This is a genomic window from Leptospira gomenensis, assembly GCF_004770155.1.
Lineage (GTDB): Bacteria > Spirochaetota > Leptospiria > Leptospirales > Leptospiraceae > Leptospira > Leptospira gomenensis.
This window is the reverse complement of the sequence record NZ_RQFA01000010.1, coordinates 187663-213997: the sequence shown is the minus strand read 5'-3', so window position 1 is coordinate 213997 and position 26335 is coordinate 187663. Positions and strand designations below refer to the sequence as shown.

At 44.4% G+C, this 26335-nt stretch carries 16 protein-coding genes; 10 read left to right on the top strand and 6 right to left on the bottom strand.

All coding sequences use genetic code 11. The annotated features are described in order from the left end of the window. The first annotated feature begins 170 nt into the window (after positions 1-170). The 7 genes from EHQ17_RS02125 (at position 171) to EHQ17_RS02095 (ending at position 9453) form a co-directional block, all read left to right on the top strand. Entirely contained in the window at positions 171-395 is a 225-nt protein-coding gene (locus EHQ17_RS02125) for a YgaP-like transmembrane domain (protein WP_135595026.1), read from the top strand. Then, positions 392-1816, top strand: a complete 1425-nt coding sequence (locus EHQ17_RS02120; RefSeq protein WP_135595024.1) for a TolC family protein — start codon at positions 392-394, stop codon at positions 1814-1816. The genes EHQ17_RS02125 and EHQ17_RS02120 overlap by 4 nt, the downstream gene beginning before the upstream one ends. Then, positions 1806-5033 (top strand): efflux RND transporter permease subunit, encoded by a 3228-nt coding sequence (locus EHQ17_RS02115; protein WP_135595022.1) that lies wholly within the window; start codon positions 1806-1808, stop codon positions 5031-5033. Before EHQ17_RS02120 ends, EHQ17_RS02115 begins: the two co-directional genes overlap by 11 nt. 88 nt (positions 5034-5121) lie before the next feature. Beyond that, complete coding sequence (locus EHQ17_RS02110) at positions 5122-6606, top strand: SpoIIE family protein phosphatase (protein ID WP_135595020.1); 1485 nt, start codon at positions 5122-5124, stop codon at positions 6604-6606. 1 nt (position 6607) lies between these two features. After that, entirely contained in the window at positions 6608-8047 is a 1440-nt protein-coding gene (locus EHQ17_RS02105; protein WP_135595018.1) for a hypothetical protein, read from the top strand. Beyond that, positions 8044-9048 carry an LB_137 family protein gene (locus EHQ17_RS20055; RefSeq protein ID WP_135595016.1) on the top strand — a complete coding sequence of 335 codons (1005 nt, stop codon included), beginning with the start codon at positions 8044-8046 and terminating at the stop codon, positions 9046-9048. The genes EHQ17_RS02105 and EHQ17_RS20055 overlap by 4 nt, the downstream gene beginning before the upstream one ends. A 9-nt stretch (positions 9049-9057) precedes the next feature. Further along, positions 9058-9453 carry an STAS domain-containing protein gene (locus tag EHQ17_RS02095; RefSeq protein WP_135595014.1) on the top strand — a complete coding sequence of 132 codons (396 nt, stop codon included), beginning with the start codon at positions 9058-9060 and terminating at the stop codon, positions 9451-9453. A 272-nt stretch (positions 9454-9725) separates the two neighbouring features. On the opposite strand, the gene EHQ17_RS02090 is transcribed toward EHQ17_RS02095, so the two are convergent. From EHQ17_RS02090 to EHQ17_RS02080, 3 genes are all read right to left on the bottom strand, one after another. Further along, positions 9726-10127 carry a hypothetical protein gene (locus tag EHQ17_RS02090; RefSeq protein WP_135595124.1) on the bottom strand — a complete coding sequence of 134 codons (402 nt, stop codon included), beginning with the start codon at positions 10125-10127 and terminating at the stop codon, positions 9726-9728. 79 nt (positions 10128-10206) lie between these two features. Continuing rightward, positions 10207-11217, bottom strand: a complete 1011-nt coding sequence (locus EHQ17_RS02085; RefSeq protein ID WP_135595012.1) for a DUF1554 domain-containing protein — start codon at positions 11215-11217, stop codon at positions 10207-10209. Between the two features lie 417 nt (positions 11218-11634). Then, a complete protein-coding gene (locus EHQ17_RS02080) occupies positions 11635-13239 on the bottom strand; it encodes an EAL domain-containing protein (RefSeq protein ID WP_135595122.1) in 1605 nt (534 codons plus the stop codon). 1017 nt (positions 13240-14256) lie between these two features. Between EHQ17_RS02080 and EHQ17_RS02075 the strand changes: the two genes are divergently transcribed. Continuing rightward, the gene (locus tag EHQ17_RS02075; RefSeq protein ID WP_135595010.1) at positions 14257-15384 is read left to right on the top strand and encodes a helix-turn-helix domain-containing protein; all 1128 of its coding nucleotides are present in this window, start codon (positions 14257-14259) and stop codon (positions 15382-15384) included. A gap of 442 nt (positions 15385-15826) precedes the next feature. Further along, a complete protein-coding gene (locus EHQ17_RS02070) occupies positions 15827-16966 on the top strand; it encodes a helix-turn-helix domain-containing protein (RefSeq protein ID WP_135595008.1) in 1140 nt (379 codons plus the stop codon). A gap of 628 nt (positions 16967-17594) precedes the next feature. On the opposite strand, the gene EHQ17_RS02065 is transcribed toward EHQ17_RS02070, so the two are convergent. From EHQ17_RS02065 to lvrA, 3 genes are all read right to left on the bottom strand, one after another. Continuing rightward, positions 17595-19097, bottom strand: coding sequence for a sensor domain-containing diguanylate cyclase (locus EHQ17_RS02065; RefSeq protein ID WP_425460666.1), 1503 nt, complete (start codon positions 19095-19097; stop codon positions 17595-17597). Positions 19098-19630: 533 nt separating this feature from the next. Next, a complete protein-coding gene (gene lvrB, locus EHQ17_RS02060) occupies positions 19631-20785 on the bottom strand; it encodes a hybrid histidine kinase/response regulator LvrB (RefSeq protein ID WP_135595118.1) in 1155 nt (384 codons plus the stop codon). Positions 20786-20848: 63 nt separating this feature from the next. Next, complete coding sequence (lvrA, locus tag EHQ17_RS02055; RefSeq protein WP_135595006.1) at positions 20849-23368, bottom strand: hybrid histidine kinase/response regulator LvrA; 2520 nt, start codon at positions 23366-23368, stop codon at positions 20849-20851. A gap of 424 nt (positions 23369-23792) precedes the next feature. On the opposite strand from lvrA, the gene EHQ17_RS02050 reads away from it, so the two are divergent. After that, positions 23793-26330 (top strand): ATP-binding protein, encoded by a 2538-nt coding sequence (locus tag EHQ17_RS02050; protein ID WP_425460665.1) that lies wholly within the window; start codon positions 23793-23795, stop codon positions 26328-26330. Positions 26331-26335: the final 5 nt, after the last annotated feature.

Genomic DNA, 26335 nt, shown 5'->3' with positions numbered 1-26335 from the left:
CCTCCTCAAGCGGTCGGCATTTAGAAACAACTTTTCCGACCCGCACCCCGATTTCGAAAAGCCGACCGGTGGTCCTTTTTTAACGGGCGACACAAAAATAGTTGCTTTTATTATATACCCTACGGGGTATAGTAAATATTGTATACCCTGGTGGGTATATTGGAGGGAATATGAAATCTTGGTATCTGGAACGTTATCTGTTTCTCATCGCCGGAACCGTATCTTCGATCGGCCTGGCGTTGGGTTCTTTGGTGAATTCCTGGGGGTTCGTTTTGAATCTTTTGGTGAGCATAAATCTGATACTTTTTTCCCTTACGGATTTTTGCCCGGTCGCCTATCTGTTACAAAAACTTGGGGTCCGTTCTCTAAAGGATGGGAACGGAAACGCAAGATGAAGCGCTTTCGGTTTTTATCGATTCTGATTTTGACCCTCACGTTTCTGTCTAACGAAATCAAATCGGAAACGAAAATCGATTTTCCGGAAATTTGGATAAAAGTCCGTCAGAGATCCGCCGGGCTTCGTGCGAAAGCTGCCGAAGTGAAAGCAGCCGAAATCGGAAAAGATCGCGCCGGAAAACACTGGCTTCCGAAAGTTTATACGGACATACGTTCGTATAGAACCGACGATCCAACTTTGAACTTCACGGGAAAATTGGGACAACGTTCCGCGACTGCATCCGACTTTTCCACCGAAAGCCTCCGTTATCAGCCTTCCAACTTTATCGGCTCGGACAACCGACCGTATACGGAACCGAATGTGAATAACGCGGAATTATTCGCTAAAGATACGCTCAATCATCCGGGCAGTCATACCTATTCGAGGGGAACTCTCGGGATCGAACTTCCGCTTTTCGAGGGTGGGGGAAAAACCGCCGCCTACTCGCTTTTGGAGAACCGACTTTTAGCCGCAAAATCAGAGGAACAATATTTTATTAATTTAGAATATTCTAATTCTGCAGCCGCGTATCAGACTCTTTCTCTAGCGGAAGATAATCTATCCAAAACCCAATCGCTCCTCGCAGAAATAAAATACTTTCTTTCGAACTATCGTCTGGCGAACCGTTCTAATCCGGTCGGATTTTCGGGATTTCTTTCGCTCAAAACCCTTCAGAACCTATTGGAAATATCCAAAAAGGAACAGGAAACGTTACGATCCGCCGCAGAGGAGCAACTTCGATTCATGACCGAAGACCTACCCGAGGACTTTAGACCTTCGAAGACTCCTCTCCTCAAATTTGCGGACGAGTTTCTTCCGCTTCCTAATCCGCAAAACTCAGGGAATACGGACTTATCCGAGGTGTATCGACTTCGTTCCGAAGAGGCAAAAGAGGCGGTCAAAGTGGAACGCGCCAAATTCCTTCCTAAAATCGCCGCGTTCGCCGAGTCCTACACGTACGACGGAAGCAGGGATCGGGCAAACGCGTATAACGCGGGTTTGTTTTTACGGATGAACCTTTTGGATCCTTCCGATCTTGGCGCGGTCGATCAGGCGAAGGCGGACCTCGACGTTGTCAGGAAAAAAGCGGAGGAAACCAAACTAAGAGAGGAAAGTCACTTCCGGATCCTGATCGTAAAAGAGCGAAATATATTAGAAAATTTGAATTCAATTTACGATTCCATGAGAATCCAGGAGGAACAACTCCGCATTTCCTCGAAACTTTTCCGCGAAGGTACGCTCTCCGCGCCGCAAATGGCGACTTCGTTTTCGAAATCGGCGGAATTATTGCGGATGAAATCCGATTCGGAATCGGAATATCTCAAAACGAGAGCGCAACTTTCGCTTTACAACAAACGAGGAGCCCGTCATGAAAACTGATTCTTCAAAAACATTATCGGATTCTAATATACGGAATAAATTCGGATTTTCGGGAAAAATCGCGGCCGCTTTCGTCCATTCCAAACTGACTCCGGTATTGATAGTTTCCAGTTTGTTCTTGGGATTGATCTCCGTTTATCTGACCCCAAAGGAAGAGGAACCGCAGATTTCGGTCCCTATGATCGATATCCGACTTTCCGCACCGGGTATGAACGCTTACGAAGTGGAGCGCAAGGTGGTAGAACCGGTGGAAAGAGCCGTATGGGGTCTGGAAGGAACTGAATACGTTTACTCGGCCGTCGGCGATCACGGTGCCGTCGTAACCGCACGTTTCGAAGTAGGAAGCCCTTTGGAACCTTCCCTGGTCAAAGTTCATCACAAACTATTGGAAATCGCGTCTCAGCTTCCGCCTAACGTGGCTCCGGCTTCGGTACGATCCCTAACCGTTGACGACGTCCCCTTTCTTGCGTTGACGTTCAGTTCGAATCGCAGGAACGATTTCGAGTTAAGAACGTTAGTCGCTCCTTTAGCGCGCGAATTGTCGGGAACGCCGGATCTTTCACGCGTTGAATTTTTCGGAGGAAGGAAAAAGTCAGTTCGTGTTATCGCGGATCCTATCCGATTAAATCGATTCGGAATTTCCCTCTCCGACCTCGCCGGAGCTCTACGCGCCAACGGCAGCTTTCTTCCGTCCGGTCAGAACTGGGGGCGCGAAAAAAAATACGACGTGGAAGCGGGCGTTCCCTTAAACTCTCTTAAAAACGTAGCGGATCTCCCGGTCGCACAACGCGGCGGGCAAATAGTCCGTGTTTACGACGTGGCGGATCTATCGGAAGGACCTCAGGAAAAAACGAAAGAGTCGCTGCTATACGACAAGACGCATAACGCACAAGCCGATCCCGCGGTTACGATCGGATTTTCCAAACGTAAAGGAACGAACGTTGTGCCTCTTTCGCGGGAACTTTTGGAACGAGCGGAACGTTTCGGAAGGACTCTGCCCGAAGACGTTAAGATGTCCGTTCTTCGTGATTTCGGAACCACGGCCAAAGCGAAGTCGGACGAATTGATAGAACACCTTCTGATCGCCACCGCCTCCGTCGCGATCTTAATCGCTTTGTGGATGGGAGTCAGGGCCTCGCTCGTGGTTTCGGTCGCCATACCGGTAACGTTGGCCTTAACCTTGGCTTTGTATTATTTTTTGGGTTATACGCTCAATCGGGTCACGTTATTCGCTCTTATCTTTTCGATCGGCATCCTCGTTGACGACGCGATAGTCGTCGTCGAAAACGTGGAAAGACATCTTAAACTAAATCCTAAACGAGGGATCGTAGAATGTACGTTAGACGCCGTATCGGAAGTGGGAAACCCGACGATTCTGGCGACTTTCACCGTGATCGCGGCCATCCTACCGATGGCTTTCGTTCGCGGTTTGATGGGACCTTATATGAAACCGATTCCGGTCGGGGCAAGCCTTGCGATGATACTGTCGTTGTTCGTGGCTTTTATCGTGACACCTTGGCTGAGCGTTCGATTTTTAAAACGGGAAACATCTACAGCCGAAACACACGACGCGGCTAAACACACGAAATTAACCGCGCTCGATCGGATTTACGTTCGATTTGCGGAATGGTTGTTGAAATCCAAAGCCAATTCGATACGATTCGGCGTCGTCGTGATATCTCTTCTCCTTTTGTCTTCTGCGTTAGTCGCGTTTAAAGCGGTAAAGGTGAAAATGCTCCCGTTCGACGACAAGGACGAATTCCAAATCCTCGTGGACTACGATCCCACAACTCCTCTTGCCCAAAATCTAACGGCGAGTAAACGACTCGCGACGGAAATTCTCAAGAACGAAAACGTCGAGAAGGTGCAGATTTTCGCCGGACAAGCGGCCCCCTTTTCGTTTTCGGGAATGGTGAAACACGTCTATCTACGTGCCGACGATTGGAAATCCGATTTGCACGTGGTTCTACGTTCCAAAAAAGAACGCGACCGGAAAAGCCATGAAATCATAGAATCCCTCAGACCGATCCTAAACGAATTCGACAAAAAGGAAAACGCGCTGACCAAGATTCTGGAAATTCCTCCCGGTCCGCCCGTACTCGCGACCTTTGTCGCGGAAGTCTACGGTCCGAACGAAACACAACGCAAACGAATCGCGTCCGAATTGGTATCCTTACTTTCCGAACAGGAAGGTGTTGCGGACTTGGATTCCACGTTGAGAAAGGGAAGGCCTAAGATCGTATATCCGTTCGATACCGAATCGGGAGGGATACTGGGCGTTTCCTCGTCCTCCTTTTCGACAAACGCGCGTTATCTGTTCTCGGAAACGCCGATTCTCTCCCTGGCCGAAGCGGAACATCCCGAAGAAATCACAGTGGACCTTTCCGTCGTAGACAGCCGTCGGTCTTCGGACAGACCTTTCCGAGATCTGGACGTATCATCCTTGGCGAGCGGATCGGTTTCCTCCGAGAGTTTATTCAAAAAATCTTATATACGAGAGGAACGAACCTTATACAGAAAAAACCTCAGACCCGTGGAATACGTAACCGCGGAATTCACCGGAAAAGAGGAAGCGCCCGTCTACGGGATTTTAAATCTGACTCCTAAAGTTCCGTATCCTACCGCCACTCTCGAGGCTCCTCGAAATACGGAAGGCGGTTTCGTCAAGTGGGACGGAGAATGGTTCATCACCTACGAAGTGTTCCGCGATTTAGGAGGAGCGTTCGCCTTAGTGATGATACTGATCTACGTATTGATCTTAGGTTGGTTCGGAAGTTATGCCGTGCCGCTCGTGATCATGGCGCCGATTCCGATTTCATTGATCGGAATTCTCCCCGGACATTGGATGACCGGCGCGTATTTCACGGCGACTTCCATGATCGGTTTTATCGCCGGTGCGGGAATCATCGTTCGTAATTCCATTCTACTCGTGGATTTCATCGAGTCGGAACTACGACTCGGAAAATCGCTTCACCAAGCGGTATTGGATGCGGGAGTGGTACGCTTTCGTCCGATGCTTTTGACCGCGGCGGCCGTCGTTGTAGGAAGCGCCGTGATGCTTTTCGATCCCATCTTCCAAGGATTGGCCGTATCTCTGATCTTCGGAGAAATTGCCGCAACGATCCTAAGCCGATTTACGGTTCCGGCGTTGTATTTTTGGATCTTAGGGAAACGAAGACAGGAAAAATTCCGAAACAAAGAATCATCCTTCCTCTGACAAAACACGATCCGAACGACGACGGATCGATTCACGTTATAGCGTGAAATGATTTTTGGCGCGATTTCTTCTATACTTTATCCCGATCATGAAGAAATCGCTTCGACTGCAGATCGTAGTCATTTATACCATATTGACCGTAGTCAATCTGACCTTCGTAGCGGTGATGATCTTCGAAAATCAAACCGATCTGCTTCTCTCCAATTTTACGTTGGAATCGGATCGGGTCGCGCGGGAAATTCTCAAGAAGATAGAATCCTTTCATAAAATCGATTACGACAACCCGGATCAAATCCAGGATTTCCAAAACAAACTCGTGAGTATCGGCCTGTCGAATTTTTCCATCGTAGGATCGGAAACCGCGTCGTTGGAAGGAGTCAAACAACTCGCAGGAAACGGAACGACCGCGACCGTCGAAAACCTCAAATCGAAATTGTCGCACATGGCCAACGCCAAGGCCGCGCTCAACACATCCTACGACATCGAATTGGACACGTCCCGATTCATCGTAAATCTTATCTTCGTATTAGATCCGAAAACGTTTCTGATCTCACAAATTCGTATGAAAGAAATGGTGGACCGACTTCAATCCCTGTATCTCCAGCTCGGTCTTTTGTTGGTTTGGGGATTCGCGTTCCACACTCTTTTCGGAATTTTTCTCTACCGAAAAATTTTCGTACGTCTGTTCCAACTCAAGGAAGTCAGCGAGACCATGGCCACCGGAAATCTCAGTGCGAGAATTTCCTGGAAAAGCGACGCACAGGACGAACTCGATATCCTCGGAAGTACGTTCAACGGAATGGCGGATAAAATCTCGAATCAAGTCGATGCGTTACAACTCAAAAATACGCAGATACAAACCGAACTCGAAATCGGAAAAAACGTACAGGAATGTTTTCTTCCGGGAAAACGAAAGAAATACAATCTCATCCACGCGGACATCCACTACAAACCGATGCGGGAAGTCAGCGGCGACATCTACGACATCATAGAAATCAACGAGGACCGCACCGCTTTTTTTTTGGCGGACGCAACCGGACACGGGGTTTCCGCGGCTTTGATCACTTCGATCATACACTACAATCTCGAAAACATACTCAAGGAAACCGTCAACCCCGCGCTCATCCTCGGCAAACTGAGCGATAATTTATTTACCACGTTACAGGGAACTTTTTTCGCGACCGGCATCTTTATACTTTTCGAAAAACATTCTTCTTATGCGTATTTTAGCAGCGCCGGTCACAACCCGATCTACTACTATCGGAAAGAATCCGAAAAGATCATCACCCTCAATTCCACCGGATTCGTACTCGGCATCGGAATCCCCGATCCGTATGAAGTACTCAAAATCAAAACGAAACCCGGAGATAAGCTGCTCGTATACACGGACGGAATTTTAGACGCGCTCGACGAGCGGAACGAACCGTTCGGAGACGATCGTTTGTTGGAGTTATTCCAGAAACATTGCGCACTTCCGGCCACCGAACTGATGCATTCGATCGACGAAGAATTGCACACGTATGCCCGCGCCTTTCCCGACGACGTCACGTTCGGAATCTTAGAGATCGGGTGAAATGAAAAAAAGTTTTTTGATCGCGATCCTGGGATTTCTACTCATCGTAGCGTTCGGTTTGATCGTACTCGATACGAAGTTATTCGAGCTCAAGGTGATTCTCGAAAAACGAAAGGTGCTCAACTTCTCCTTTTCCAGCGAGGTTTTGCGCACGAAATTCGAAAGTATTCTTTCCAACAAGGACAATCTCAAAGCGGAGATGAGTCTGAACAATCTACAAAGTTCCCTCATCGATTCCGGACGTCGCAACGTATTTCAAACGAATTTTCTACAAAACCTGGGAGGCGCTCTCATCAACGGGGTTCGACTGGCCACGGGCAAACCGCCGATCCGATTCGAAATCGATTCCTCTAAAATCGGAATCCTCGAACGTTCGTTTCAACTCGAACGGAATCAAATCTACAAGGAAGCCTATCAGTCGTATGCGGAAGCCCTTCCGCTCTTTTCGAAAGGAAGCGAAGAAAGCGGATTCATTCTGTTGCACCAGGCATTTTGTCTCGCGGCCCAGGGAGAATTCGATCTCGCACTCTCCGATTTGGAAATCTTACAAAAACAAAATCCCAACGGCGGCTTTGCCGGAGACGCGGAAATTCTCAAAGAAATCATCCGGAGATCGAAGTTAAACGCGCAGGAGATCGAAAAAAATTTCAATTCCCCCGAGGCAAGAATCAAAGCGTATTTCGCCAAAGGAAATTACGCGAAGGTTTTGGAGGAATTCTCCAAAACGCCGATCGATACCGCGGAAATGAAATACATCCGCGCGTATTCGATGGAAAAAACGGGAAATCAAAAAAACGCCATCACCGAATACGCGGCCCTTGCGTTTTCCGAAATCGACAAGGAAATCGCGATCAAAGCCAATCGAAGACTTTTGATGTTGGGACATTACTACAACGCGGGAAGTGAAGTTGCGAGAATTTCGGATCGGAACGCGGAACGACTCGGAGACGTCTCAGAAGCGCGGGAAATCCGAGCCTCCGCCGAAAAGTTAAAACCGATTTCGGAAAACGGCGATTCGATCTCCAAAACGAGTGAGGAAAAAACTCCGATTACGGATCCGAACCTTCGATCGGTCCTCGATCAGTCGAACGCGTTTTTAAAAAAGGCGGAGGACGAAATCAAGGCGCAGGCGAGAAATTTCATAGAAATCCGAACCGGAAATGATCTTCCCGCTTACGGAAAACGAATCGTAATCGACGGGGATCAAACCAAAATTTTTTCCTCACATTTCCCGATCACGTTGGCCACTTATACGATCGAATCGATCTCTTTGTCCAAAAACTCAACTCGAAACGCGAACTTGTATTTCGTAACCGGAACGCAGAAAATCCGATTTTCCAAGGCTATTATAGAAGAGGATCAATCCATAACGTTGATCGAAAAACAAAATCGAAAAAAAATCAAACTGACTTCCTCCGTAAGCATCGAGTTAAGCCCATGAAACGAATTTTGATTCCCGTTTTGTTATGTTTCCTTCTCGCGACGGAAATACGACCCCATAGAATTCTTCTCAAAAACGGAGAAGTAGTGGACGGGGATCTCAAGGAAAACGATCCTCTCGCGGATCATATCACGGTTGTGACGAACGGTCGGGATCAAAAGATTTCCAAAAAGGAAATCGCGGAGATATTCTTGGAAGAATCCGGAAACGAACTTTGTATCCAATTTCAGAACGGGAACGAGGAAGTCTGCGGATTCAAACTGTTGAAATTCAATCCGAATACCGTCTATTACATGGACGCGGGAAACAGATACCTACGTATGTCTAAAAACGAATTCAAAAAAATCAGGATCCGATCCGCTTCACAAAAACTTTTAGGGCAGTTGTCCGCCAGCGGATTTACGTTTACGATCCGATCCACACAAGGTGAAACCTTTCGAGAGGGAATTTCCATTCAGGATGAAACCTCCCTTCTGATGAAAAAAAAATCGGAAGACGGCCCTTCCCTTTTAGATATAAAAGAAATCGAATCGATCACCTACGACAATGGGCCGGAAGAAATCAAACCGAAGATCCAGCTTGAATTTTGGGATTATTTGATACCCGGATATTATTTGACCAAGTTAGGACATTCTAAAACGGGATATACACATTTGGGAGTATCTGCGTTCTTCGCGGCAGGAGCCGTCTACGAATTTATGGAGGCAAAACGCGCAGAAAGCGGAGCCCCCGTTCTCATACCGCAAAACGACGGATCCTTGCTTTGGTCCCAAAGCGACACCGGAGAATTCGAAAAACACAAAACGCTGAATCAGATGTTTTTGATTTCGTTGTTTTTTAGCTATGCGCTCAACGCCGTTTTCGTTAGCTTTCCCGTCACGATTTCCTATTTTCTACAGGATTCCGGCATTGCGCCGTCTTCCGGTACCGTTCCTCCCGACTACCATCGAAACTCGGAAAGGGGTCAAAAAATCGAAATGAAAATGAATATCAATTTTTAGGAAAATACAATGGAAAACAACACATCCGCAAACGATTTATCGATCGAAAGTATTTCGAATTCTCACGTAAATCATCTTCTAAAACCGCATATATCGATCGTCAAAACGACCGGCGAGATCACCATCTTCTCGTCTAAAAAGTTGAAGGATTTATTCAACCAGAAGATCGACGACGGAAGCCGGGTTTTACTTTTGGATCTTTCTTCCACTACGCATATCGATTCTTCCGGGCTGGCCGTATTGATCAGTACTCAGGCAAGATTGATGAAGGAAGCAAAAGGAGCATTGATCGTCTATTCCATACCTCAGTCGATCGCGAAAATATTCGAGCTGACCCGTTTGGATAAACTGATTCCGATGATGATCGATTTGGACGCGGCAGCGGATAAGGGATTGACTTACTAAACTGCGTTTACGGAAAACATTCCGTTTTCCCCACAACAAAAAACGCCGATCGTATCGAGTCTTAGGAGGACGATCGGCGTACACGAAGTTCGATGCGGGCAAAAAAGAGAAATTAAAATTCCTCGAAAGGATCGGAGTTTTTGAAATGAAAACAAAGAAGTTCCGGGGAAGCGGCTGTTGATTTCTTCGCAAAAGAAAATCGAATCGAGTTCGATCGCAAAATCAGGGAGCACCGACCGAAACCCCCGCCGAAAAGACGAATCTTCCCGGCTTCAACGTTTGTCTTCCACAAGATAATCCAAATGCAAACGAATATCCGCTTCTCCAGAAATATGCAAAGAACTCTCCGAGATGGGATCGTTCGATAATTTTTCTTGGAAAACCTGCAAAAGATCGGATTCGCTTTTTGCCAAATACGTTCCGTTGAATATGGAATAGTTTTCGATCCACAGTTCCAACTTTCTGGATTCGGAAAGAATCACACAATGTGGATTGACTCGGACCGCATCGGAAATCATTTTTCTGAAATTCGTAAGATTGATAAACTCTTCGTTTTCGATCTTATTCAGATCCAAAACGTAAATTCCAGAAAAATCATCCAAAATCGAAAGGATGATATCCCGCACGCTGAGAATCGAACGATTGTCGATCAAACCCGAAAGGTTAATCAGCATCGCTTTGATTTCGTTTCCGTTTATGTGATACGTCACGAATTGATTACTGACCTGCATTTGCTTACCCATATTTTTTTCCTTATAACCGAATACACAAAATCGAACGACGAATAGAACAGTACGAATGATAACTCGTAAACGTCGCGTTTAGAAAAAGCCCTGTGCTACTCCCGCTTCCACTCGTCCAAGTATTACAGCAACTTCCGTTTGCGAAATTAGGGCTTTCAAAACCGGACCAAAGAGTGTTCGGATTCGGAGCAAGCGCCTCGGGAATCGAAGCGGTAAAAGGAATCGCAAAAATTCCGGAGGCGTCGCCGGGAATCGCTTCGGAAGCGGTGGATAATAAAAATTCGATTCGGTCCTGGTCATTCGAATGTAAAAAGTAACGCGTATTCTTTCGGATCGGCCAATCCACGCTTGTTTGGGAAGAAGCCGCGTTCGCCGGTCTTCTCGTATCGGGAAGATTGATCCGCAACAATGCCTTGTATTCCGAAGCGGATCCGGGTAAAAACTCGCTCTTCTCTCTTTCGCAGATTTCGTCGGCTCCTGCGATTCCGCCTAAGTCCCCCGAATATCCGGAATGTTCTGCGTCTGCGAAAAAAACACAGCGATCCGTTTCCAAAACTCGAACACGAATTTTTCCCACCAAGGAATGAAATTCATTCGTCAAACGGAGAATGTGTTCCTCTTCGTCACAATTCGGATCGGACGCGGCAAACACGTTCACTTGGATCGTGGAAGAAGATGTAGAAGAAACCTGCGTATCAAATTGAAGCGGGCTCATCGGCGAAACGATTTCTTCGGAAATATATAAAATTCCATGGAACGGAGAAAAGGTAGAAGTATCGATCGAAAGATTTTGAGAGACTCCCTCTTCTACGGAAACGGGAACCTGCTCAAAAGAATCCGCAAACATCCGACTCGTTTCGGAAGCGATCAGATTCAAAAACAAACCGTTTGTGGAGGAATCTATAGGAAGCTCTTTCGGACGGGCACAATTCGAAATCCAGAAACAAACGATTGCAGTAATCCATATTTTTAGAATATACGATTTTCTGAATTCAATCGATCCGGAAACGATCCTAAGCATACGATGATTCTATCGAATTCGAAAAATCGTTCCATCCATTCTATAAAAGGAACAGTTTATTCGTCAGAGTAGTTTTTCGATATGAATTCAATCAAACAGAGTTCCAAAAACGGGAATTTCAACCGATGTGACGTAGAAAAATGATTTTCTTTCCCAATCCGATAACCGAGACAAATCGATCCCAATTCGATCGTATTACAAATCGATAGTACAGATACGAAACAGAATGTACGGAAAATACTTTCTTTATCCGTGGATCGAAGATTTATCTGCGCCGGGTCGTCGAATTGAAATCTGTTCGAATCTTCTAAACGAAGAAAAACGATCCAAAGGGAAGAACGATTTCATTCCGGAGGTTCCTTCGATTTCGAGTTCGGTGTTTCGTCCGAAAAACGAATTCTCCGCAAACAAGAACGATCAGTGCAATCGGGAAGAATAGGATTCCTTTAATTCCGTCAAACTCATCGGTTTTCCATAATGGAACCCTTGGAGAAAATCGGCGCCGCAATCCAGAGCGATTTTTTCTAAGATAGAATTTTCGATTCCCTCAAAAACCGTTTGTTTTCCCAAAGAGGAAAGCACTTTCGAAATCGCTTTCAAAACCCCCCGTTTGGAATGGTTCGTATCCGCCCCCAAAATCAGACTTTTATCCAACTTTACGTAATCGCTTTCGATCTTTTCCACTCTGGAAAAATTGGAATTACCGATTCCGAAATCATCGATCGCGATCTGAAACCCGAACTGTTTCAAAATCCGCATCTGTTCGATGATCGGAGGAGTTTCTTCAAAACGACTTTCCGTTAACTCCAGAACCACCGAATGAGGATTCAAATTGAGCTGTAAAAAATACGCGATGAAGTTATCCGCAAATTCCGGATTTTTCAATTGAAACGGAGAAAGGTTGATCGACATCAAAAGATCGGGGTCCAAAAGACGGTGATGTTTTATATAAATCAGATCCTTAAGTGCATTTTGAATCGCCCAGGCACCGATCGAACTGATCAACCCGGATTCCTCCGCAAGAGGAATGAATATTTCCGGACTGACCATGGATTGTTCCGGACTTCTCCATCGGGTCAATGCCTCGCAGGAATGAACCGTTCTATGTTTCGCGGAAAGAATCGGTTGATAATACATTTCTAATTCTTTTTTCTGAACCGAATTCCGTAGAGCCAAATAGATCGAAATCATATTGGAAGAATCGTTGTGGGATTGTGTCGAGTAACGACTGAACGGATACGCCCTCGCTTTTTCCAGATTCAATTTGAGTTCCTTTAGAATTTTTCTCGGACTCGTGTCCGCCTCCGGAGTATGATAACCCCCGATGGAAAGTTTGAGATTGAATTCGTATTCCCCTACTCGAACCGTATTTTTCATATAAGAAATTAAACTCGAAGGAATCCAGTTGATATCCACATCGGGTTTATTGATCTGATAAGAGAAAAAAATCTGATTGGGTGAAACTCGAAAACAGGCGTTCTGACGGTTGGTGATCGTAAGAAATTCGGTTCTAAGATCCAAAAAAACCGCTTCATAAATCCGATTTTCAAATCGATACAAAAACGGATGATTGTAGATATCTACGTTCAAAAGATAAAAATACGTCCGTTCGAGTTTTAAAGAACGAAGCAAAGCGTCTTTCAAAGAACCGAATTTTTGCGTCGGATATCCTTCGTCTTGAATCGGGTCTTCCGGAATCAATTCAATGTGGACCAAAAAAATGCGGCTCCGGTGGTTCATTTCGAAATCGATTTTATAAATTTTACGTTTTTGTGCCCGTACAATGAGCTGAACACGTTTGTCTTTTTTGTTTTTTTTATGACCCGAAACGCTGGAATGGATATTTCCGTAGTCGATAAAACGATCCACGGACTTTTTCAATTTGATATCTGAATTCAACAAACTGAGATAATTTTGCTCTGCATAAAGACAAAGCCCTTCAAAACTGTACAACGCGTAACTGAAATTAGGAGCCGCTCCGGAATCAGTCTCAATTGAAAGATCTTGAAATTGAAAAAGCATGTGACTATTGTAATAGATCTTTCTTATGTTTCTTTTCATTTTATAACCTAAATAACTTTCATAATTTTTGATTCCGTTTAATTTATAGAAAGGTATGATCTTTGTATTTTTTAGTATGTAAAAATTTTTGAATATAACATTCTACTGAATTTCTAGGAACTTTTTACGAACGGAAAAATCTGAAGAACGGAGAAAATAAAAGTAGAATCTCAAAAAAGGAGAAATCCCTTTTCTCCGCGACGGGGAAAAACACGACCGAAACCAAAAATAGAAACGGAAACGAATCCTTTCCGATACGAAATGAATTCGAACGGAATCGCAGCCACGCCTCCATCTCCCCCGCCTAACGAACGCAAAACGACCATCCCCGAAACGTTAGTCTCCGTTTTCGAACGGTTTCCCCGATTTAACTGTTGATTTTGTTATCGAATTCGTCTTTCGAGGTGCTTCCTTTCAATTTTTAAAACGAACCTTTCTCTTTAAAACAAGATTTAGAAGAAGAGCGCTCCGAAACCGCTTCGGAAAAATTGAGGATTCGTAGATTCCTAAATTGAAAACGAAGAATCGAAACTTCACAAACGCGTATGTCGGAATCAATAGATCCGTTCGCATAAAATAAAAAGAATGATTCATATAATTTAAAACTAGCTAGTTTTAAATTATAAACAGAAACATTTCAGGTCAAATTCACGTTTATATATCTTTTAATATTCATAAAAACGAAAGCGAAGATTTCATTTTAACGACAAACAAGAACACTCTTTGCAAATTTTTTAATCCGAAGGAAGTGAAAACCGTTTTATCAAGGATCAAATTCGTTTCGTATGAGCGAAAACAATTCTATATACGTAAGTTACACACTTATAATTTTGATTTCTCTGTCTTTGGTTAGAAATCATCATCGTATAAATTTTATGATTTGCAAAAATAGAAAATCAAAGTATTTTGATTTTACTAAAATTAGTTTTTTGAATTCGTTCGAACCGAACGTTCCGTTTCAAAACGAAATCTGATTGTATGTGGAATAATTTAGAATTCATAATCAATGAAGATATGCTCCTTCTGATGATTCGGTTTGGAGCAGTTTTCGCATTCATTCTCGGGATCGGGAGTCTGATCAAAGCGAAAAAACAGATCGATTACTTCGCTGCTTTGATTTTGCTTTGCGCGGCCGTATTTCAGTCGATCGATGTATACAGTCTGAACTTGATATCGATCCTTTGGCTGCGTAAAATTCTTTTCGTATTGGACACAGTGGCTCTGACGACCAGCGGCACGTTGGTTTTCCTCGTTTCTACGATGGTTTTCCGGCGTTATCCTACTCTACCGCGGATCTATTATTGGCATTTACTCGGGCCTTTGATTTTGACGATTCCGATCTTAACCTTTTATGAAGCGTCCGATCGAAAAGAATTCGATTTCTTTTTATTTGTTTCGGATTTGTATGTTTTCGTTTACGTTGTAATCGTAGTTTGCGACGCGTTTATCGCCAAACCGGACGAATTTTTCAAATTTCGGGTGCGCATTCTCCTGATTTTGATCGCTCTGATTTCGATTTGCGCTCCGTTTGAAATTTTGGGAATCGTCCTTCAAAAGCCCGTTTTGACGCTTTTCTCGGGGGTCCACACCACCTTTGTAGTAATTTACTATTATTTTATGACTCTTGTTTATCCGGATATGCTGGATTTTCTCTCCCTTCCCCCCGCCAAACCGCCCGTAAAACGCGCGTTAAAACGTTCTATTTTGCACGATATCGATACGGACAAACTCACAAAGAAATTGGAGAAAGTAGTCAAAGAAGAACGGATCTATTTGGACGAGGAAATCCGTCTCAAGGACGTTTCGGACGAATTGGGAATTTCGGTTCATCAGCTTTCTCATTTTCTCAACAATCATCTGGGAATGAACTTCAACAATTACATCAATTGTTTTCGTATCAAAGAAGCGAAGACGATGTTGGTGCAAGATACGAGTCGATCCATTATTTCCGTGGGAATTGCAGTTGGCTTTAATTCAAACTCTTCTTTTTATAAAGCGTTCTTAAAAGAAACAGGAATGTCCCCGAAACACTTTCGAGAATCCTATCCGAAGTTATTCCGGCGTCCGACCGACACGGGTCATCCTCCGCAAGAAAACGCAAGCTAACGTAAAAATCGTACAAAAGAATCTCCGTTCCGAAGGGGAATGGACTTCGAATTCTTTGATTGTTCCTACAAATAATTTATATTCAAAAGTAACAACGTGTCTGCAAAGAAGCGCGGACAATGCGACCGATCCTAGTTCCTCATCTTAAAGAATAGAAGATCCGTTTCGATGCCGGAATTTCGTTTTAAATAAATATCCCAAAATAGAATGTCGTAAAATTATAATTTTACGAATTCCAATTATATATGCCGACGACGCGAAAAGCGGAGAATGATACGATATGATTTGATAAGCAAAAAAATAATGAGGAGTATATATCAAATCATGATTCTTCCAAGTTTTAGAAATTTTTTCCGTCGTACCGGTCTCCAGTCTTCAGGCCGAATCAGAATGTTACGGACGTTCGTATCTAAAGTTTCCGAATCCAATTAAGGAGAACGTCATGCAGGATCTCATCACAGTGGGCGAAGTTCTCTCTTACTCCGTATTTTCGGACTTTAATCTTTTGTACGCACACGCAACCGGAGTGGGAACCGGCATCGTCATGGCGATTTCCAGACTTTATGAAAGTAGAAATCACGAGTTCAACAAAGCCTACGCGACGATACTTTTGAGCGTCAGCATCTTTTTGTTGTTTAACAACCGGATGTTTTTCCCTCAAGAAATCGATCCGAGACCGTTACAAAATCCTCTGTTTTTAGGAGTTTATTTCGGTCTGGTGTTATACGCGTGTTTTGCTCTTCTCATCTGCAATCTTTATGTTCTGGAAAACTTGCGGAATCCCTGGCAATACTGCAAACGACAACTACCCGTGTTGCCGATTACGATCGCGGTCTCGTATCTTATACCGGGCACCGTCTTTATCAGTTTATGCGATTCTCTGGGAATTCTTCTTATGGTATTCACCTTAATTTGGTCCGTACGTACGATTCAAATTTTAGGAAAACAGAAATTGTATTATAACTTCTCGTTCATTACGTTTATGATTTGTGTTTCCCTGATTTTGGATCTGATCGGGACGATCCAGAACCAAACCCGACTACTTTTGATCTCGGAATTGATTCCGGGAATTATGATCGGGTACGTATCCGTATTGGAAAGGATCTATCCCTTTTTATTCCAACCTTCTACCAATGAAAAACGAATCGAAGAAATCGTTCCTCCGGTTTCTCAGACGATTCTTTCGGAGGATGAGGAAAAAATCGAATCTGAATCCGGAAGAAACATTTTGGAAGGAATCGAATTGGCAAGAATCGAAGAAAGGATCAACGCTTTTCTTCAGGTGAGAGGTTACGCGGACGAAGAGTTGAGGCTTCCCGATTTCGCTTCTTACTTAGGTTTATCGACGCATCAGGCTTCGTATTATCTAAACAAACACATGTCCTTGAAATTCGCGGATTTTCTGAACATGAATCGTATCGAAGACGTAAAACGAAATCTGAAAAACAGAACGAATATGAACCTGCTACAAATCGCTTTCGAAAGCGGATTCAATTCCGCTTCTTCCTTTCATCGGGCTTGCGTAAAATTTACGGGAAAATCCCCGAGAGAATTCCGCAAATGGATCTCTACGGAGGAATGAATGGCGAAGACCCGCGGATCCTCGCGAATACGGTCAACAGGCGCAAAATAAGAGCAAACGATCCAGCGGCTTTTATCCTCAATGACTCCCTTCGTTTAAAGGGCAGGGCAACCTGCCCTTCTTTTTTGAATCGCATAAAATCGAACGCGACGAAATCAAAAAAAAATCTACTTGGTTAACGAATGCAGATTAACCAAATAGACCCAGTGTCATGGAGATATAGGAGCGTTTTAATCGGAAACGTTTCCGGAAACCGAAGTCTCGTTTTTACTTTCGTTTATTCCGAATTTTTAAAATTCGAATTTCATAACATTAAGGTAAACGAAAGAAAAACGTCTATCTGGTCGATGAGAGCCAATCGGACCAGATAGATTCAATGTAATAGAGTGGTTCCCTTCTACAAAAAAGATCTTAAACCGGAAAGGGAAGTAAGTCCCTCCAATCTATAAGGTGATCGGTCGAGCTCCGTGTCTTGGGTGAGATATTACGGTTTTTGAATTTATGAAAAAACGAAACGCGGATGAATTCAAGATCCTAAGCATCCCTCCGTCTCGGACCGTTGTAACAAAACGCTTGTATTTCTCTAGGAATTCGTTCGGAAAGTCGGCGAAAATCGGAACCGATCCAATCAGAAATTTACCAACTCGTATTCGCAGACCTTGTTTCTACCGCCCGCTTTGGCTTGATATAAGGCTTCGTCTGCACGTCCCAAAGCCGATTCGATACATTGATCGTTTCCTCTTCCTTGGGCGACGCCCACGCTGATCGTGATCGAAACGTCGTCTTCCAAACGGACGCGCCCTTGGATTTCCGTACGAAGATGATCCGCGATTTCACGGGCGCTTTCCTGTGCCGTTCCGGAAAGAAAAACGGCGAACTCCTCTCCTCCCCAACGGCAAACGAAATCCGTTTTGCGGACGCTTTTGAAAAGAGTATCCGCGACTTCCTTCAGGATTCTGTCCCCGGTTCCATGGCCGTAACGATCGTTTACTTGTTTGAAATGATCGATATCGATCATCAATACGCTCCAGGCTTTTCCGCGACGTTTTCCCGCGGAGAGCGATCGTTGAGTGGATTTCAAAAATCCCCTCCGATTCGTGATTCCGGTAAGAGGATCGGTGTGACTCAATTGATAAACCTGATACATAGAGGCTCTGAGTTTTACGTATAAAAGACAAACCGCTGCGAGCGTAAGCACCAACCCCCAAAAAGGAAGGAGTCTCTCTATTATAAATTTAATATATTCCGACAATTGAATTTTGTGAACGAGGTGAATTTCTCCTTCACGAACCTCGTACAAGGTCCAATACGCCCAATCCTTTCTGACGATGTCGCCTACTTCGAACGAGCCGTCGATCGCGAACGGAAACGGGCGATCCCCCAACATCAAATCTCCTGCCTTCGCGACTATATTGCCGTTTTCGGCGATGAGCATACTTTCTCCGAGACAATCACCCGTTTCCAAAATTCTGCGCATCGCGTTGAGTCCGATGTCGATTGCGGCAACGCCTACGAAACGATTTCGAAAGTAAACGGGCTGAGAGACCGAAATCAAAAAACCTTTTCCGGCGAGATCGTCATAAAGATCCGTGATCACCTGTTTTCGTTCCGGATTTTTTTCAGGAGAAGCGGAAACCCAAAACGGAGCTTGAAAAAACGTTTCCTGAAAGTGAACCTTCAAAACGTCGGTCTTCGGCGCGAGATAAATAAACTTTTGAATGGACATATAATACGCCCAGAGCACTTCACTTTCCGAATCCGTAAGCGCTTGAAATTGACCTTCTAAACTCAAGGCGGCTTCCATTTCCCGAATCGAGGTTTCAGGAAGGGATGTACCCGATCCTTCCCCGGTAAGAGAACCGGAAATAAATCGATACGGATCCGTGTCCTGCTCCCGGTCGGCCACTTCGAAAAAATTCCGATCCGGATACGAACGAATTCTCTCCCGAATCCGAATCTCCGAAACGGAACGTTCGTGTCTGGAAAGATAATCCGACATGGAAAAACCGAGGGCCTTCGCCTGACTGCTGACCCGACTGAAATAATCCTTGAGAACACGAGCGCGCATTTGGACCACTTGTCGAATTTCGTTTTGTAATTGCCAGGACTCGTACACGAAAGTTCCGATCATTAAAATCGGAATTATTCCTATAGCCGGAAATAAAATCCTGCGTTTGAGTCTTGCTTCTTTGAAAATACTTTCCATAAACGGAACTATACAACCGATCGAGCCTTCGACGATTTTCTCCCTGTAGATTAGTCGAATCGGCGGAAAGAAAAACAAATCTTAATTTAAATGTCCTGTTTCTTCGAGATATCATTGCATAAATACACATTGGAGAATGATAAAAAGACAAAATCGACGCTCGGGACGATTGTAAAACAAATGTTCGATTAGAAGATCGCATGTTTTGTGGCAAGAACCTACTTTTTTCGTGAATTTCTTCTACAAATAATGCCTACGGATAAATTCATTGTAAGAAAAATCGTTCGGAATTAGATTTCCAGTGGGCAGGAATTCTTTCTCAATCAAAGATTCTGTAAAAACGAAAACAATCAAACTATCGAAATATAAATTTAAATACTGGTTATTTTATAAAAAGCATGGATCTTATATTCTTACAAAAGTTACGAAAACAAAGTTAGAATCTCGTTTAACATTGATTAATCGGAAGTCGGAAGTGGTCGAACGGGAATTTCCAAAAAGAAACGGGTAAACTCACCTGGCTCGCTTTCGAAATATAAATTTCCTCCGTGTTCCTTAGCGATCCCTAAACTGACGGAAAGACCTAAACCCGTTCCTCGTTCGGGAGGTTTCGTGGTGAAGAACGTTTTAAAAACCGAATTTTGAATCTCGCGCGGAATTCCCAATCCGAAATCCATAATCTCGAACTGAACCGTTGCTCCATTCTCCGATTCTTTGATTCCGACGGAAACGATCATCTTTTTGCGCTCATCGTATTCCGGATATTTTTGATTGAGACTGTCCACGGAGTTGTTGATCAAATTCAATAAAATCTGGAGGATCTGTCCTTCCCTGCATTGAATCGTACAAACGTCGTTCAATCGATTTTGCCATTCCACTTCCACACGATTCATCTTAAATATTTGTCCTGCAATCGTACTGAGTTTCGCGAAGATCTCGCTTACATCTACGGAATCGAACTTTCCTTTTTCCTCTCTGGAAAAACGCAACAAGTCCTTCATGATTCTGGAGATACGGTCACTTTCGTCCCGAATTTTCTTCGCCAATCGTTTGGAAGCGTCTTGACCGACCTCGCCTTTGGCGATCATGGCGGCGTATTCCGAAATCGCGAGAAGAGGATTGTTGATCTCGTGAGCGAGCGTTCCCGCCATCAAACCCATCGCCTCCATTTTTTGACTTTGTCTCAGTTGTTCCTCCAGTTCGTAACGCTCCAGCTCCGCTTTTCTCCGCAGCTCGTGATCTTCCAATTCGTTGAGCGCCCTCTGGACCGCGGGCAATAATTTTTCTATCTTATCTTTGAGAACGTAATCCGTGGCTCCCATAGTCAAGGTTTGTATAGCGGCCTCCTCTCCGTAGGTTCCGGATACGAATATGAACGGGGTTTCCGGACACATACGTTTGGCGTCCATCAAAGCCGAGAAGCCGTCGTACTTAGGCAGTTTAAAATCGGAAAGTATAAGATCGGGCTTTTGTTCGACGATCGCACGCATGAAACCTTCACTATCGATTACGTGAATCGGATCGTATTCTATACGGGCTTTTTTTATCTGTCTCTGGATGAGTTCCAGATCCACGATAGAATCCTCCAAAAAAAGAAACTTCCACTTAGCCATAGTATCGTATCGTCCGGTTTCGATGGATAATCCGATCACAGAACATTCTCGGGTCGTCCACTATCACGAAAGACTCCTTTCGTTTTGAACGTTTTCGGCGGATATAGGAAGGGAAAAGAAAAAGGAGGAACCTCGATCGGTCTCGCCTTCCGCATAAACTTTTCCTCCGTGACGTTGTATGATTCTTGCGACGATCGCAAGGCCGACTCCGGTTCCTTCGAAATCCTCCTGTACATGCAGCCTCTGAAACACCTTAAACAATCGATTCGAATATTTGTTTTCGAATCCGACGCCGTTGTCACGAACCGTATACGTGTTATAACCGTCGTTAGTCGAACAACTGATTCGGATCCGCGGATCCTCTTTTGTCGAGGAGTATTTTACAGCGTTGGAAATCAGATTGACCCATACTTGTTTTATCGCGGCCCGATCCCCATATGCTAAAGGGAGTGGTTCAACTTCGATGGAAAAATTTTTTCCCGGATATTCCTCCATAACCGCTTCCGCCGTTTCGCGCGCCATCAACTCCATATCGATCACGGAGTTTGACGGATCCAATCTTGCGTATTTGTGGAAATGAAGGAGGTCCTGAACGAGTTTATTCATCAAAGCCGCGCTTTTTCGGATGACATCCAACAAACGCAGCGCTTCCGGTTCGAAGGTTTTTCCGTAATCTTCCAAAAGAATTTGGATAAAACCCTCTATACCTCTGATCGGAGCCCGTAAATCGTGAGACACCGAATAACTGAATGCTTCCAAGTCCTTGTTTGCGATTTCAAGACTTTCAATCAATTTTCTTAATATTATAAAATTATTAACCTTTGCCGATAATTCCTCGGAGGCGAACGGTTTGATCAGATAATCCTGAGCCCCCTCCTCCAAAAGCCTGATTCTGAGATCCTGATCCGCCTTGGCGCTCAAAAACAGGATAGGGACGTTGGCCAATCGCGGCACTTTTCTGATCTCTTTGACCATCCGATCACCGCTCAAAACCGGCATCATAAGATCGGTCACGATCACGTCCGGTTGTTCCCGGATTGCGGCCTCTAATCCTTGTTGTCCGTCAAAAGCGGTGACGATATTAAAGTCCCTTGACAACGTATTCGATATATACGCCCGCATTTCCCGATTGTCCTCGACGATCAGGATTTTCGGACGATTCGCAAAGGAAACGTGTGTCTCCTCGTCCGCTTTTTTTCGGATCAGCTCCGCTTCGTGCAACGCGGCTTTTAACGCGGGATCGTTTTCTTTCGGATCGTTTTTTCTTTCGCGAATCAGCTCGGCTGCAGCGGAGGTTTGTAGCGGAAGTTTGACCGTAAACTCCGCACCACCTAACGAAGATTTTGCGACCCATACGGATCCTTTATGAAGTCCGACGAATTCCTTAACGATCGCAAGGCCAAGACCGGTTCCTCCGTGCGAGCGAGCGTCACCCTCTTCCCCTTGTCTGAATTTTTCGAAGATCAGTTCTCTCAACTCGGGCGGCACTCCGGGACCGTTATCAGCCACGGATAACAGGGCATAAGCGCCTTCGGTACGGAGACTACAAAGTATTTTTCCACCGTTCGGGACGAACTTAAAGGCGTTGGAAAATAGATTCAGCAGGACTCGTTCGATTTTTGAGGCGTCGATTTGAATCTTACAATCCTTCTCGATTTCCAACCGGAACTCCAAACCTCTTTCTTCGACCACGGAATCGAAATGAGCCGCCAGAGACAGGATCAAATCGGAAAGAATTACATTAGAATATTCTAACTTAATTTTTCCGGCCTCCAACTTGGAAACGTCGAGGAGATCGTTTACGTGTTTGAGCAAAGTATACGCATTTCTTTCGATCGTCTCCAAGAGGGAACGTTTGGAAGGATCCACATTTTCCCCTTTCAACAACGTTCTTACGGGACCGAGTATCAACGTCAGCGGAGTACGCAACTCGTGACTTAAATTGGTAAAAAAACGGGTTTTTATACGATCCATGTCAAAAAGTTTTTGATAAACCTGTTTGAGTTCGTTTTCCCGTTGGATCGCTTCCTCGTTGAGACGTAAAAGTTTTTTATTGGAGGTTTGAATCTCTTGCGCCCTTTGATAGATTTCGGTTTCCATCGATGAGGTGAGATTTCGCAATTCCTCCGCAGCCTTATCCTGTTCCTTACCTGCCTGTTTTAAACGGACGAATTCTGTCACTTCCTCGGCGCGGTGAATGATAAAAATTATTTCTCCTTTATCGTCGAAAAGCGGAGAATTCATCGGGCTCCAGTATTTTTCCTCGAACCCTCCGCCTTCGGATTCCGGGCGACGAACGTCGTATTTTTGTACCGCCATTGCGTCGGGAATTTTATTTTTAAGGACGGACTCCAAAGAATCCCTGAGGTTACGCACTCCGGTCGCATCTGGATCGGAGGGATTGTCCGGAAAAACGTCGAAGATTTTCCTTCCTAAAATCTCGTCTCGTTTCGTTTTCGTGGCTTGAAGATAGGAATCACTGACTGCTGCGATACGAAAATCGGGCAGAAGAATCAGATACAAGCCGGGTAAGGATTCAAAAATCAGTCGATATGCGCCCTCTTGTAGTTGAAATGAATCCATGACAAACAGTTTGATTATATTTTGAAAAACATTAAGTTATACAATTCTTGGACGAATTTCAATTGATTTTTACAATATTAAGGAATTCCGTATTCGTTTTTTCTAATTCTATTGTGGAAAGAGGTGGAACAGAGATTGATAGTTTCAAAAAATCTAAAATACGAGTTTTCTTGGGATTTCGATGTCTTTGATCTAAAACGTTCGTTTTACGGTGAAATAGCCTTCGAAACCGAGTTTATTCTGTCTGCGTATACTACCGAAATTCCGAACGGAAGTCGGACATACGGATTTTCATACCGTTTTGAAGAGCCGGGGACATATATTAGAATTTTAAAAAACGATTGGATCTTTTCATAAAATCGATGAAAATTTCATTCCGATTTTCGAGTCATAAATAGATCCGCAAAAAATTCGGCCGAATTGTATGAATTTCGATCATATAAAATTTACGACTGTTTTAATTTTCATCCTCGGATTCGGTTTAAGCTGCGAAACGAGCGGACCCATGCCCGCACCGATACGAAACGGAAGGATCGACCTCGGGAATTGGAATCCTTCCCTAGGCCCCGTCGAACTGAAAGGGAACTGGGAGTTTTGTTGGGACGTTTTGATCCCTTCCGACGCGGACGAAAGCGTTTGGAAAAAAAATTGCAACGGTTATTTTCCGGTGCCCAGTTACTGGAAATTCTACGAGATAAACGGTAAAAAACTTCCTCCGTTCGGAAAGGCGACCTATCGACTTAGGATTCTACTTCCGGAATCCTATCCCAATCCCTACGGAATTTTTTGGACGGAAATCCTTTCCGCGTTTGAAATCTCCGCGAACAACCGGCCGATCGTCGCAGTGGGCACGTTAGGCGATTCATACCAAACCATGATACCGGAATTAAAACCCGGATTGGCCTACATCGGAATCGAAAAACGGGAACTTGTCCTCGTTTTGAGAATTTCCAATTTCAACCACGAAAACCACGGAATCTGGCAGCCGATCTACTTCGGAGACTGGGAAACGCTCAGAAAAAAACAGTCCGAAAAACTCCTGACCGAGGCGGGCGGATTCTCCGCGGTATTTTTGATGGGCCTTTATCATCTGGTTGTTTTTCTATTTAGACGGAAATCCCTGGAATATCTTTACTTCGGACTTTTCTGCGTATTCATGGCGGCTCGTCAACTTAGTTTAGAAAATCATATTTTTCTAATGTTATTTCCTGAAATAGGATTCGACGTCTATATACGTTTTATCCATGCCGTTGTCCTTTCAAACGGGATTTTCATGTGTTTGTTCCTAAAAAGCCTGTTCCCAGAGGACATTCCCTCCGCTTTTATCGGCGCGGTCATATCCGCATTTATCTGTTTCGGTTTTTTACTTTTACTGCCGGTCCGCGAATTTACCGGTTTTTTCTTCATCGCGTACGCTTTATTCGCGTTTTTGCCTTTGGGTTTCGCTCCGTTTTTTGCACGTGCAAAAAACAAAGGAAGGGCCGGAGCGTTGATTATTCTTTTTGCATATTCGATTTTCACTGCGACGGTGATCAACGATATCCTATTCGTTTTAGGATATATCTCAACGGGATACGTTTCCCAGGTCGGAATCGTGACGTTCATACTTTTACAGGCGATCGTTTTGGCCAAAAAATTGACCGAAACGATTCGTGATTCCGAAAACCTTCGAGTCGCATTACAATCGACCTTGGAACAGAATAATCTCGCACATCAAAGGATTTTGGAACTCAAAGAAGGACAAAAAAATCTTCTAGAGACGGAGGTTTCCTTGAGAACGGTCGAATTGGAAAAAGCGAGAACCGAAGCTGAACAAGCCAACAAAATAAAATCCCAATTTTTAGCCGCAATGAGTCACGAAATTAGAACTCCGTTAAACGGGATTTTAGGGCTTACGGAAGAATTCAAATCCACCTCGCTGGATAAAAACCAAACCCATCTGCTCCAACTGATCCAAGGAAGCGGAAACACTCTTCTTAAAATAATAAACGACATACTCGACTTTTCCAAGTTGGAGGCCGACAAAATAGAATTGGAAATCGAAAATTTCTCCTGGGAATCGCTGATCGGGGATTTGGAAGGTGTGTTTCTTTATCAGACCAAACGGAAAGGTTTGGAATTACAGGTTCGTTTTTCGCCGGACTTCGTCTACGAAGCAGCCGGTGACGAACACAAAATAAAACAGATTCTCGCCAATCTTATTTCAAACGCCGTCAAGTTCACCGAAACGGGAAAGATAGAAATCGACCTTTCCTCCAAAAGGATTAATGACATAAATAAAATTGAATATTCTATTTCCGTAAAGGATACGGGCGTAGGGATTCCGAAGGAGAAATTTTCCCTGTTATTCCAAAAGTTCCACCAGCTCGATTCGAGCATTTCGAGAAAATACGGAGGCACAGGGTTAGGGCTCGCAATTTCGCAGAAATTGGTGGAACTGATGCAAGGTTCCATACGCGCGTTCGCGAATCCGGACGGAGGTTCCGTATTCGAAGTCGTAATCTCCCTTTCCGAATCCGGACCTTCTCGATCCTCCGCTTTCAGCGGCGAGATCGATCTATCCGGACTCCCGTCCGACGTAAGAATTTTGATCGCCGAGGACGATTCGACGAACGTTTTCCTTTTGTCCAATATACTCAAAAAATTGAATATATATCACGACGTTACTCACGACGGTTTAGAAACGATAGAAAAAGCCAAAAACGTATTTTACGATCTCATATTCATGGACGTGAATATGCCTCGTCTGGACGGAATCAACGCGGCACAGGTCATCCTAAACGATCTGGATTTGCCGAAAAAGCCGATTATCATCGCGGTTACGGCGGACGTTTTGGAAGGGGACAAAATGAAATGCGCCGCTGCGGGTATGTCCGATTTTTTGGGAAAACCGTATTCGAAAAAGGACATAGAACGGCTGATCCGGATCTGGTTGGTGGATAAAGGCCGTTCTTTTTTTTAGGAGAT